This is a genomic window from Micromonospora sp. CPCC 206061, from assembly GCF_036906915.1.
In the GTDB taxonomy this organism is placed as follows: Bacteria; Actinomycetota; Actinomycetes; order Mycobacteriales; family Micromonosporaceae; genus Phytohabitans.
This window is the reverse complement of sequence record NZ_JBAKHX010000059.1, coordinates 1-10,753: the sequence shown is the minus strand read 5'-3', so window position 1 is coordinate 10,753 and position 10,753 is coordinate 1. Positions and strand designations below refer to the sequence as shown.

Below are 10,753 nucleotides of genomic sequence, written 5' to 3'. Positions count from 1 at the left end.
TTTTATCCCCTCAGAAGAGAATGTCGGTGGCGCCGAGCAGACCGGTGTCGGCGTGGGCGCTCGCGTCGGCGGAGCCGTGCACGCTGGCGTCGCCGCTGAGCAGGCCGCCCACGCCAACGCCGTCGAGTGCGCCGGTCACGGTGCCGGTGGCGCCGCCCACCAGCGAAGAGTCGCCGGTCACGGAGGAGACGTCCGGCACCTCGACCGGGAGGCCGAGCCCGTCGACCAGGCCGGTGGCGTGGTCGAGGGTGCCGGTGACGGTGCCCAGCGTGGCGTCGGTGGTGCCGAGCACGCCGTCGACCGGCGAGCCGCTCAGCAGGCCGTTGGCCGTACCCAGCGTCGTGTCGACCGTGCCGGTGGCGTCGGCGGTTACGGGGCTGACCACGTCGGCGTCGAGGGTGTCGGCCACATCATGCACGCCGGACAGGTCGACGGCCGCGCCGGAGGTGCTCGCCGAGAGGCCCAGGCCAGGCAGGACGCTCGTGGTGACCGCGCCGAGCCCGGTCGAGTCGACCGCGATCGCGCCGATCGCGGCCACGTTGACGTCGGCGCTGGTCGACTGCACGCCCGCCGTCAGCTGGCTGGTGACGGCCTGGAGCTGGCCGATCACGTTCGCGGGGTCGCTGTCGATGGCGCCGATACCCAGGTCCTGCACCGGGGCGAGCTGGGTGATGCCCTGCACCGGGGCGTAGTCGACCACCAGCGGCACCACGTCCTGCACGTCGGCGGCCGTGATGTCGCCCAGACCAGCGTCGTTGAGCACGCCCTCAGGGTCGAGTTCGAAGGCCGAGCGCGCCTCCGCGTTGGTGAGCAGGTTCAGCACGAAGTCGTGCAGCGTTTGAGACGAATCCATGGGCAGAAAGCTATTGGCCGGTGGCGCACCGGGCATCGGGGACCGTGCCGGGTTGTGCCCGGGCCCCGTTAGGGCATCCCCGTACCCGGCCGTTAGGGGATTAGGGGATCTGGCAGGGCAGAATTGGTGGTCCAGTCGCACGGACATCTCTGGTACGAACGTCAGGGACCGTTCGGGAGGAGTGTTCGCATGCCGTACGTGCTGGGGATCGACATCGGTGGTACGAGTACGACCGCCGCTGTCTCCCGCCTGCACGGAAACGGTTGGGGGGAGCCCGAGGTGGTCCGGCTGGGGGCTTGGGGCAACTCCGTGCCGTCCGTGCTGCACATGGGGGGTGATGGCACCCTCACCGTAGGAGAGCCCGCCCGTCCCGAAGAGCCGGCCCGTCCGGACGCCACCCGGCTCGCCCGGGGCTTCAGCCGGCGTATCGGCGACGACGTTCCGCTCCTGGTCGGCAACGAGCCGTGCACCCCGCAGGCCCTCACCGCCGTGCTCGCGATGTGGGTGGTCGAGCGGGTGCTGGCCGACGAGGGCGAGGTCGCCGAGCAGGTCGTGATCAGCCACCCTGCGAGCTGGGGCAAGTACCGCCGTGAGCTGCTGCACCGCGCCCTCTGGGACATCGGGCTCGCCAACGTCACGCTGCTGCCCGAGCCGGTGCTGGTCGCGGAACGGCACGCGGCGCGCGGCGTACCCGGCGGGACGGTGGCGGTGTATTCGCTCGGGGGCAGCGGGTACGAGACGTCCGTGGTGAGCTGGGCCGACCCGGTCGGCTTCCGGCTGCTCGGCAGCGCCGCGCCGGTCGAGCGGTTCGGCGGCGACGACGTCGACGACGCGCTCGCCGCCCTGGTACGGGGCAAGCTCGCCCGGGAACTGCGCGAGCTCGACGGGCCGCAGGTCCGCCTGGCGCTCTTCGGGCTGCGGCGCGAGTGCACCCGGGCCAAGGAGCGGTTAAGTGTCGAGGCGGAGACCGACGTCCCGGTGCACCTGCCGCGTGGCCACCTGCGGGTGCCGGTGACGCTTGCGGAGTTGGAGGGCGCGATCCGGCCCGCGGTGCGGCACACCGTCGACACGCTCGTGCGCACGATCCACACCGTCGGGGTCGACGCAGGGCAGGTCGACGCGGTCGCGCTGGCGGGCGGCGCCGCGCGGATGCCGCTGGTCGCCGAGATGATCGCCGCCGAGCTGCCGGTGCCGGTGGCGGTCGACGCCGATCCGCAATGCACCGCCGCCGCTGGCGCCGCGCTGGCCGCGGCCCAGCTCCTGGCGCCGCCCGTCACGGAGTACCACGATCCTGTGTGGACAGCGGAGCCGCCGGCACTGCGGATGTCGAACCCCGAGCCGCCCCCGTACGTGAACGAGGGTGAGATGGGTGCGGCGCCCCCGCCCCGGCCGCCCCTGAAGACCACCCCGTTGAAGCTGCCGCGCATGCGTTCGGGCCAGCGCATCCGCGGCCTGGTCGGAGGCCGTCCGTGAGTTCCCGCATGACGACCGCGGCGCCGTACGTCGCGGACGAGCGGGTGCGCGCCCTGCTCGCCGCCGCCGAAGATGGTCCACTGTGGCTTGCCGTCCAGGCGCCCGCCGGCTACGGCAAGAGCACGCTGCTACGCGAGCTGGCCGAGGCCGTCCAGCGAGGTGGCGCCGACCGTGGCGTGATCTTCGCCGACGACGCCCACCTGCTGCCCGAGGAGCGGCTGCGCGAGCTGGCCGAACAGGTCGCCGAGCAGCGCGGCGGGCTCGTCCTGGCGTACCGCCCGTGGCCCCGGCCGGCGGCGCTCGGCCAGTTGGTGGCGCGGCTCCGGCCCTTCGTTCTCGCGCCGTTCAGCGAGCGGCAGACCGCGGAGTACCTCGGCCCGGGCGCCAGCGCCGCACTCGCCCGCTACCTCCACGCGCAGGCCGGCGGGGTGCCGCGCTTCGTCGAACGGCTCGCCGTCGCCGTGGAGCAACCCGGCGGCGAGGTGCCGCCGGCCGCCCTGGTGCAGTTCCGCGCTGACCTGGACGGGCTTCCCGCCGACGTACGCGGGCTGCTGCTGGCCTCCGCCACCGGGGTGGAGCTGCCCGCCGACCTGCTGGGCGCGCTGCTCGACGCCGACTTGGTGACGGTCGACGAGCTTCTGGACGCCGCCCGGGCCACCGGGTTGCTCGGGCCGGACGGCCGGCCGGTGCCCGTGGCCCGTCGCGCGGTCGCCCTGCTCAGCCCGGCCGCGCAGCGTACGGCGGTGTGGCAGCGGCTCGCCGAGCTGCAACTGGCGCGCGGCGGCACGGTACTGCCACTCGCCCGCTCGGTGCTCGCGGCGGGCGTCGGCGGCGCCGGCCTGGCCGCGGCGTTCGAGGCTGCTGCCGACGAGGCGCTGGCCGACGAGCCGGCGCTGGCAGCGGAGCTGTTCGCGCACGCGTCCGCCGCTGGCCGCCCGACGGCCGCGCGTCGCGCGCTGGCCGCGGCGCTCGCCGGAGATCTGGACGCCGGCCTGCGCATCGCCGACCAGCTCGTCGCCGTGGAGTCCTCGCCCGACCGCGCCGCCGGCGCGGCCGTCGCCGCGACCGCGCTCGCGCACCGCGGCCAACTCGGCCGCAGCGCGGAGCTCTACGGTTGGTCAGGCACCCCGTCGTCGGTCGCCTTCGCCACGGTGGGATTCCTTGGTACCGGCCGGCCGGAGCGCGCCACGCAGGTGGCACCCGATGGCCCGCCGACCCTGCTCGCGGGCGCCGCCGCGCTGATGGCCGAGGGCGTCCGTGAGTCGCTCACCGGCTCGGCGACCGGCGCGCTGTCCACGTTGGTGCAGGCCGCCGCGCTCCTCGAACCGGCCGGCCAAGCCGTACTGCTGCCCGACAGCCCGGCCGCGCTGGCCGCCCTGGTGGCGCTGCACAGCGGCGAGCTTGACATGGGCGAGTCCGTGCTCGACCGCGCGGTCGCCGTCGACATGGGCGCCACGCTGATGTCACGCCGGCACCGGCTGCTCCAGGCCTGGACTCTCATGGTGCGCGGGCGCACCGCTGCGGCGCAGGAGCGGCTCGCGTCGCTCGGGGCCGCCCGGCTCGAACCTCGTGACCTGCTCTTCGCCGCGGCTCTGGAGGTGGGTATCGCGCGGCGCAACAGCGACCTCGCGACGCTGCACCGGGGCTGGGGCCGTGCCCGCGAGGCGGTCATGCGGCACCCGGTCGACCTCTTCACGCTGCTGCCGCTCGGCGAACTGGCGGTGGCCGCTGCTCGGCTCGGCGAGCAGGCCCGGCTCGTCGCCCACCTACGCGACGCCGACGCGCTCCTGGAGCGGCTCGGCAATCCTCCACTCTGGACCACGCCGTTGCGGTGGAGCGGCCTGCACGCGGCGATCCTCGCCGAAGAGCCGGCCGCCGCCGACGAGCACGTGGCTGCGCTGGTGCGCAGCGGCGACCACTCCCGGTACGGGTCGGTGGTGGCCGCCGCTGCCCTGAGCTGGATCGAGGTGCTGCGCGGGATCGTCGACCCGGCGAAGGTCGAGGCGGCCGCCCGAGGGCTGCACGGCGCCGGCCTGTGCTGGGACGCCGCGCGGCTCGCCGGCCAGGCCGCGATCCGCACATCTGACCGCCGGGCGATGACGACGCTGCTCGATTGTGCGAGGCTGTTCCAGGGGAGACCGCAGGGGACGCGCTCGTCGGCCGCGGAGCACATGCCGGACGCAACGGCGCAGCCGGCGCAGACCCGGCTCAGCGAGCGCGAGCAGGAGGTGGCTGAGCTGGTGCTGACCGGTCTGACATACAAGCAGATCGGTGACCGGCTCTTCATCTCGGCAAAGACAGTTGAGCACCATGTGGCTCGGATGCGTCAACGGCTGGGATGCACCAGCCGCAGCGACCTGCTGGCGCGACTTCGGGCCATGACGGCTGACCGTCCCGGCGGTGAGCCACTGCGGCGTGCCCCCTGGCCACGGCGGCCGAGCGAATAGGCGATCACAACCACGAGAGGGGACAAGGTGGCTCACCCCGCAGTCACGACCGGCGACCTCGCCATGCTCCTGGACGATGTCATCGACCGCGTCGCCCCGGCGGAGAACGCGGTTGCGATGTCTCCCGACGGCTTGCTTCTCGCCGCCTCGCGCGGCACCACCGACGCGGTGGCGGACCAGATCTCCAGTGTGGTCGCTGGCCTCTACGCGCTGTCGGTGGCGGCGGGCCAGTTCTCCGAGAGCGGCAACGTCCGGCAGGTGACCGTCGAGATGAGACGAAGCTTCCTGTTCGTGACAGCCGCCAAGGGCGGGGCGATCCTCGCGGTGATCTTCGGAGCCGGTTCCGACGTGGGTGTGATCGCGTACGAGATGGCGCTCTTCGCCGGGCGCGCCGACCGGCACCTGCCAGCGTTCACCCAGTTGGCAACCGTGACATGACACCGTTCCCTCCCGACGTCTGGTACGACGAGGCCGCGGGCCCCGTCGTGCGGCCGTACGCGATGACGCGCGGCCGGACCGAGCCGGTGCGTGGCCGGTTCGACCTGATCACGCTCGTGGTGGCACGTGCCGAAATCATCCCGACCAACGTGACGCCCGAGCAGGCGAGGATCCTGCGGATGTGCCAGTGTCCGCTGTCGGTCGCCGAGATCGCCGCATACCTCGACCTGCCGGCCGGCACGGTGCGCGTGCTGCTCGGTGACCTGCTCAACGCGAACCTGATCGAGACCCGTGAGCCGGCAATGGCGTCGACCGGCCCGTCAGAAGAGCTCCTGGAGGCCGTCCTGGCGGGTCTGAGAGCCCTCTAGCGCCCGGTGATGGCGGCTTCGAGGATGTCGAGGCCGCGGTGGAGGGTCGACTCGTCGATGACGAGCGGTGGAAGGAAGCGGAGCACGTTGCCGTACGTGCCGCAGGTCAGCGTCAGCAGGCCGGCACGATGGCAGGCGGCGGAGACGGCAGCGGTGGTGGCCGGGTCGGGTGTGAGCGTGCCCGGCGCCACGATTTCGATGGCGAGCATGGCGCCGCGGCCGCGTACGTCGCCGATCTCGGGATGCCGGACGGCCAGATCGTGCAGCCGGCGGAGCACCGTGGCCTCGATCCAGCGGGCGGCGGCGCACAGGTCGAGTTCGTGCATGGTCTGGATGGTGGCGAGGGCGGCGGCGCAGGCGATGGGGTTGCCGCCGTAGGTGCCGCCGAGGCCGCCGGTGTGGACGGCGTCCATGAGGTCGGCGCGTCCGGTGACGGCGGCGAGTGGTAGGCCGCCGGCGATGCCTTTGGCGGTGGTGATGAGGTCGGGGACGAGTCCTTCGTGTTGGCTGGCGAACCAGGTGCCGGTCCGGCAGAAGCCGGTTTGGATTTCGTCGGCGATGAAGGTGGCTCCGGTGGCGCGCGTCCAGGTGACGAGGGTGGGTAGGAATCCGTCGGCGGGGACGATGAAGCCGCCCTCGCCTTGGATGGGTTCGATGATGATGGCGGCGACGTTGTCGGCGCCGACTTGCTTTTCGATCAGGTCGACGGCGTGGGCGGCGGCCTGCCCGCCAGCGAGGCCGCCGTCGCGGAATGGGTAGGACACCGGTACTCGGTAGATTTCGCCGGCGAATGGGCCGAAGCGGTGTTTGTAGGGCATGTTCTTGGCGGTGAGCGCCATCGTGAGGTTGGTGCGGCCGTGGTAGGCGTGGTCGAAGGTGATGATGGCGGGTCGGCCGGTGGCGTGGCGGGCGATTTTGATGGCGTTTTCGACGGCTTCGGCGCCGGAGTTGAATAGGGCGGAGCGTTTTTCGTTGTCGCCTGGGGTGAGGGTGTTGAGGGTTTCGCAGACGGCGATGTAGGACTCGTATGGGGCGACCATGAAGCAGGTGTGGGTGAAGCGTTCTGCCTGTCGTTGGACGGCCTCGACGACGCGGGGTGCGGCGTTGCCGACCGACGTGACCGCGATACCCGACGCGAAATCGATCCACTCTCGACCGTCCACGTCGGTCAGCGTGCCGCCACCGGCGTGGTCCACATAGGAGGCGATGACGCTGCCGACGCCCCGGGCAACCGCCGCGGTGCGCCGCTTGTGCAGCTCTTCCGAGGAGGCCACGGTCAGCCCCAGTTGTGCATGACGTGCTTGACCCGCGTGTAGTCCTCCAGGCTGTACATGGACAGGTCCTTGCCGTGGCCGGAGTGCTTGAAGCCGCCGTGTGGCATCTCCGACACGAACGGGATGTGCGTGTTGACCCAGACGCAGCCGAAGTCGAGCCGCCGGGTCATCCGCATCGCGCGACCGTGGTCTGAAGTCCAGACCGAGGCGGAGAGGCCGTACTCGACGCCGTTCGCCCAGCGCACCGCCTCGTCCTCGTCGGTGAACCGCTGCACCGTGATGACCGGGCCGAACACCTCGTCCTGGATGATCTCGTCCTGCTGCCGGACCCCGGAGACGACGGTAGGGGCGTAGAAGAAGCCGCGCTCGCCCACCCGCGAGCCGCCGGCGCCGAGCGACGCGTGGTTGGGCAGCCGGTCGACGAAGCCGCTGACCCGGGTCATCTGGTTGGCGTTGTTGAGCGGGCCGTAGAGCACGTCCTCGTCGTCGGGCGCGCCCGTCTTAGTCGCACGCGCCTGCTCGACCAGGGCGGCCACCACGTCGTCGTACACGCCCGGGCCGGCGAGCACCCGGGTCGCGGCCGTGCAGTCCTGGCCGGCGTTGAAGTAGCCGCCTACCGCGATCGCCTCCGCGGCGGCGGCCAGGTCGGCGTCGTCGAACACCACAACGGGTGCCTTGCCGCCCAGCTCCAGGTGGGTGCGCTTCAGATCGGGCGCCGCCGCGGCGGCCACCTCCTTGCCAGCCCGGGTGGAGCCGGTGATCGACACGAGCTGTGGCGTCGGGTGGGACACGAGCGCCCGGCCGGTATCGCGGTCGCCGCAGACCACGTTGAAGACGCCGGGCGGTAGGCACTGCGAGGCGATCTCCGCGAGCAGCAGCGTGGAGACCGGTGTGGTGTCGGACGGCTTGAGTACGACGGTGTTGCCGGCCGCGAGCGCGGGAGCGATCTTCCAGATGGCCATCATCAAGGGGTAGTTCCACGGTGTGACCTGGGCACAGACCCCGATCGGCTCGCGCCGGACGTATGAGGTGTGCCCCGCCAGGTACTCGCCGGCCGACCGGCCCTCCAGGATGCGGGCGGCCCCGGCGAAGAAGCGCAGCTCGTCGACGGACGGCGGGAGCTCCTCGTCGGTGGTGAGCTGCCGGGGCTTGCCGGTGTTGCGTACCTCCGCGTCGACCAGGTCGGCTGCCCGGGACTCCACCGCGTCGGCGAACTTGAGCAGCGCACGCTGGCGCTCGGCCGGCGTCGAGTCGCGCCACGACTCGAACGCGGTCGCGGCGGCGTCCATGGCCGCGTCGATGTCGCGCTGCGACGACAGCGGGGCCTGCGCGAAGACCTCTCCGGTACAGGGGTCGACGAGGTCGCTGTACTGACCGTCGATGGGCTCGGTGTACTCGCCGTTGACGAAGTTGCGCAGCACGGGCTTGTCAGTCATCGAAGGCTCCCGGTTGACGGCGGTAATCGCATCCCACTCGCCATCTTCGCTACTAAATCCGAGGCATACAAGGTATTAGGCCACTGTTTTCGTGTGGTTTACAGTTGCCGACTATGGAGCCAACGCCGTTCTACGTGGCCGGTCGGCAGGACGCGAGCGATCAGGTGGTGGACATCCGCCATCCCTTTGATGGAGCGGTGGTTGGGCGTACCTCATTTGCCACTCCCGACCAGGTGGAACGGGCCGTCGCTGCCGCGTCGTCCGTGGCCGCCGAAGCGGCGGCTCTGCCCGCCGCCGCGCGGGCGGCGGCGCTCGACCATGTCTCGCGGACGCTGGCCGAGCGGGCCGACGAGGTCGCACGGTTGATCACCGCAGAAAATGGCAAACCGCTCAAATGGGCCCGCGCGGAAGCGGCTCGCGCGGTATCGACGTTTCGCTGGGCCGCCGAAGAGGCGCGGCGCTTCTCCGGCGAGTTGCAGCGCCTGGACACGGATCTGGCGGCGACCGGGCGGATGGCGGTGGTGCGGCGCTTTCCGCGCGGTCCGGTGCTGGGCATCAGCCCGTTCAACTTCCCGCTGAACCTGGTCGCGCACAAGGTCGCGCCGGCGCTCGCCGTGGGCGCGCCGATCGTGGTCAAGCCGGCGCCGGCCACCCCGCTGAGCGCGCTGCTGCTCGGCTCGATCCTGGCCGAGACCGATCTGCCCCCGGGGATGTTCTCGGTACTGCCGGTGCCCAACGACCGCGCCCCCGCGCTGGTGGCCGACCCGCGGCTGCCGGTGGTGTCGTTCACCGGGTCGGGCCCGGTCGGGCTCGCGATCCGCGAGGCGGTGCCGCACAAGCACGTCACGCTCGAACTCGGCGGCAACGCGGCTGCACTGCTGTGTTCGGACTGGTCGGCGCTGGAGGACCTGGACTGGGCGGCCCAGCGGATCGCCACGTTCTCGAACTATCAGGCGGGGCAGAGCTGCATCGCGGTGCAGCGGGTGTACGTGCACGAGTGGCTCGAAGACGCGTTCGTGCCGCGGCTCATCGCGGCCGTCGAAGGGCTCAAGACGGGCGACCCTGCCGACGAGGGCGTCGACGTCGGGCCGCTGATCAGCGAAGACGCCGCGCGGCGGGTGGAGAGCTGGGTCGACGAGGCGGTGGCGGGCGGCGCCACCATCGTGACGGGCGGCCGGCGCGAGGGCGCCACCTACCCGCCGACCGTGCTGACCGGCGTACCGGCCGGCGCGAAGGTGCTTGCCGAGGAGGTGTTCGGGCCGGTGCTGGTGGTCCAGCGGGTCAGCGACGACGCGGCTGGGTTCGCGGCAATCAACGACTCGGCGTACGGGCTGCAGGCCGGCGTCTTCACCCGAAACCTCCAGACGGCGTTCACCGCGCACCGCACACTGCAGGTCGGCGGCGTGATCATCGGGGACGTGCCGTCGTACCGGGCCGACCAGATGCCCTACGGCGGCGTGAAGGGGAGCGGGGTCGGTCGCGAAGGGCTACGCAGCGCGATGGACGACTACACGGAGCCGCGAGTCATGGTCTTGACCGGCCTGGACTTGTAGCGTGTGGGAGTAATGAGGTTCCTGCGACTCGCTCCCGCGGTACTCGTTGCCGCCCTGGTGGGGGCGCCGGGCGTGGCCCTCGCGGCGCCGGGTTCAGTCCTCGCGGCGCCGGGTTCAGTCCTAGCGGCGCCGGGTTCAGTCCTCGCGGCGCCGGCCAAGGACGACAGCGTCACGATGCGGCTGCCGGCGAGCGTACGGGCCGGCGGGTCGCCGGGGGCGGTGAGCGTCGCGGTGGTCAAGCGCAGCCGGGGCTGCCTGATCGTGCGTACCGCCCTCGCCATCAGCCTGCCCGGCCTGACCGCCGACCAGGTGGCCGTCGAGGTCTTCAGCGCTGGAGCGTGGCGGTCGGTGTCCGGCTCTGGCAGCGGTGGCCTGGTCACCACCGCGCGCACCTCGCCCGACGACCCCACCCTGTGTCGCGACGAGAACGTCACGGTCCGCTACCGGGTCGCTTTCCGGGCTGGCGTGGCGGGCGGTACGGCCAACGTGACAGGTACCGCGACGAGCGCGGCCGGTCTGGCCATTGGGCAGTCGACCGGAGCGCTGCGCGTGACGGGCACCACACCTTCCCCGTCACCATCGCCGTCCCGATCGCCGTCCAAGTCGCCGTCGCCGTCACCGTCGCCGACCACGCAGTCACCGTCGGCCTCACCGACCGAGGTGCCCAGCACGGACCCCACGACAGCGCCGGCGCCAGCACCGGCGGCCGGCTCGGGCGATGACGGCTCGGCCGGCATCGGTACGGCGTTCATGCTGGCGGGTCTGGCCATGGTCGGTGTAGGCAGCGCCTTACTAGTAGCGGTCCTCCGCCGCTCCCGCCCATCATCGGCCTAGCCCTCGCCCCTCCCTCGCCCGCCGGCCCCGCCCGGCCCGCCCGGCCCGCCGGCCCCGCCCGGCCCGCCCGGCCCGCC

Annotated in this window: 9 protein-coding genes; 6 read left to right on the top strand and 3 right to left on the bottom strand. The window is 72.3% G+C overall.

The annotated features are described in order from the left end of the window. Positions 1 to 10 precede the first annotated feature (10 nt). Positions 11 to 853 carry an IniB N-terminal domain-containing protein gene (locus V6V89_RS29540; RefSeq protein WP_334622759.1) on the bottom strand — a complete coding sequence of 281 codons (843 nt, stop codon included), beginning with the start codon at positions 851 to 853 and terminating at the stop codon, positions 11 to 13. Between the two features lie 189 nt (positions 854 to 1,042). Between V6V89_RS29540 and V6V89_RS29535 the strand changes: the two genes are divergently transcribed. The 4 genes from V6V89_RS29535 to V6V89_RS29520 are packed head-to-tail and all read left to right on the top strand — an operon-like array spanning position 1,043 to position 5,579. Beyond that, a complete protein-coding gene (locus V6V89_RS29535; protein ID WP_334622757.1) occupies positions 1,043 to 2,326 on the top strand; it encodes an Hsp70 family protein in 1,284 nt (427 codons plus the stop codon). Beyond that, on the top strand, positions 2,323 to 4,773 hold the full coding sequence (locus V6V89_RS29530) for a helix-turn-helix transcriptional regulator (RefSeq protein ID WP_334622756.1): 2,451 nt from the start codon (positions 2,323 to 2,325) through the stop codon (positions 4,771 to 4,773). Before V6V89_RS29535 ends, V6V89_RS29530 begins: the two co-directional genes overlap by 4 nt. 27 nt (positions 4,774 to 4,800) lie before the next feature. Next, complete coding sequence (locus V6V89_RS29525; protein WP_334622755.1) at positions 4,801 to 5,211, top strand: roadblock/LC7 domain-containing protein; 411 nt, start codon at positions 4,801 to 4,803, stop codon at positions 5,209 to 5,211. Beyond that, positions 5,208 to 5,579: a DUF742 domain-containing protein gene (locus tag V6V89_RS29520; RefSeq protein WP_334622754.1), complete on the top strand. Its 372-nt coding sequence runs from the start codon at positions 5,208 to 5,210 to the stop codon at positions 5,577 to 5,579. The genes V6V89_RS29525 and V6V89_RS29520 overlap by 4 nt, the downstream gene beginning before the upstream one ends. Here V6V89_RS29520 and gabT read toward each other — a convergent pair. Both gabT and V6V89_RS29510 read right to left on the bottom strand, forming a co-directional pair. Beyond that, positions 5,576 to 6,853, bottom strand: coding sequence for a 4-aminobutyrate--2-oxoglutarate transaminase (gabT, locus tag V6V89_RS29515; protein WP_334622753.1), 1,278 nt, complete (start codon positions 6,851 to 6,853; stop codon positions 5,576 to 5,578). The two genes, V6V89_RS29520 and gabT, sit on opposite strands and share 4 nt — an antisense overlap. Before the next feature lie 2 nt (positions 6,854 to 6,855). Beyond that, complete coding sequence (locus V6V89_RS29510) at positions 6,856 to 8,289, bottom strand: gamma-aminobutyraldehyde dehydrogenase (protein ID WP_334622752.1); 1,434 nt, start codon at positions 8,287 to 8,289, stop codon at positions 6,856 to 6,858. A 113-nt stretch (positions 8,290 to 8,402) separates the two neighbouring features. Between V6V89_RS29510 and V6V89_RS29505 the strand changes: the two genes are divergently transcribed. Next, complete coding sequence (locus tag V6V89_RS29505; RefSeq protein WP_334622751.1) at positions 8,403 to 9,842, top strand: aldehyde dehydrogenase family protein; 1,440 nt, start codon at positions 8,403 to 8,405, stop codon at positions 9,840 to 9,842. Between the two features lie 12 nt (positions 9,843 to 9,854). After that, entirely contained in the window at positions 9,855 to 10,676 is an 822-nt protein-coding gene (locus tag V6V89_RS29500; RefSeq protein ID WP_334622750.1) for a hypothetical protein, read from the top strand. Positions 10,677 to 10,753: the final 77 nt, after the last annotated feature.

What these genes read in the sequence shown, in the direction of transcription:
- V6V89_RS29535 (WP_334622757.1), top strand. Translation starts at nt 1,043, where the DNA reads ATGCCGTACGTGCTGGGGATCGACATCGGTGGTACGAGTACGACCGCC.
- V6V89_RS29500 (WP_334622750.1), top strand. Translation starts at nt 9,855, where the DNA reads ATGAGGTTCCTGCGACTCGCTCCCGCGGTACTCGTTGCCGCCCTGGTG.
- V6V89_RS29520 (WP_334622754.1), top strand. Translation starts at nt 5,208, where the DNA reads ATGACACCGTTCCCTCCCGACGTCTGGTACGACGAGGCCGCGGGCCCC.
- V6V89_RS29540 (WP_334622759.1), bottom strand. Translation starts at nt 853, where the DNA reads ATGGATTCGTCTCAAACGCTGCACGACTTCGTGCTGAACCTGCTCACC.
- V6V89_RS29510 (WP_334622752.1), bottom strand. Translation starts at nt 8,289, where the DNA reads ATGACTGACAAGCCCGTGCTGCGCAACTTCGTCAACGGCGAGTACACC.
- V6V89_RS29505 (WP_334622751.1), top strand. Translation starts at nt 8,403, where the DNA reads ATGGAGCCAACGCCGTTCTACGTGGCCGGTCGGCAGGACGCGAGCGAT.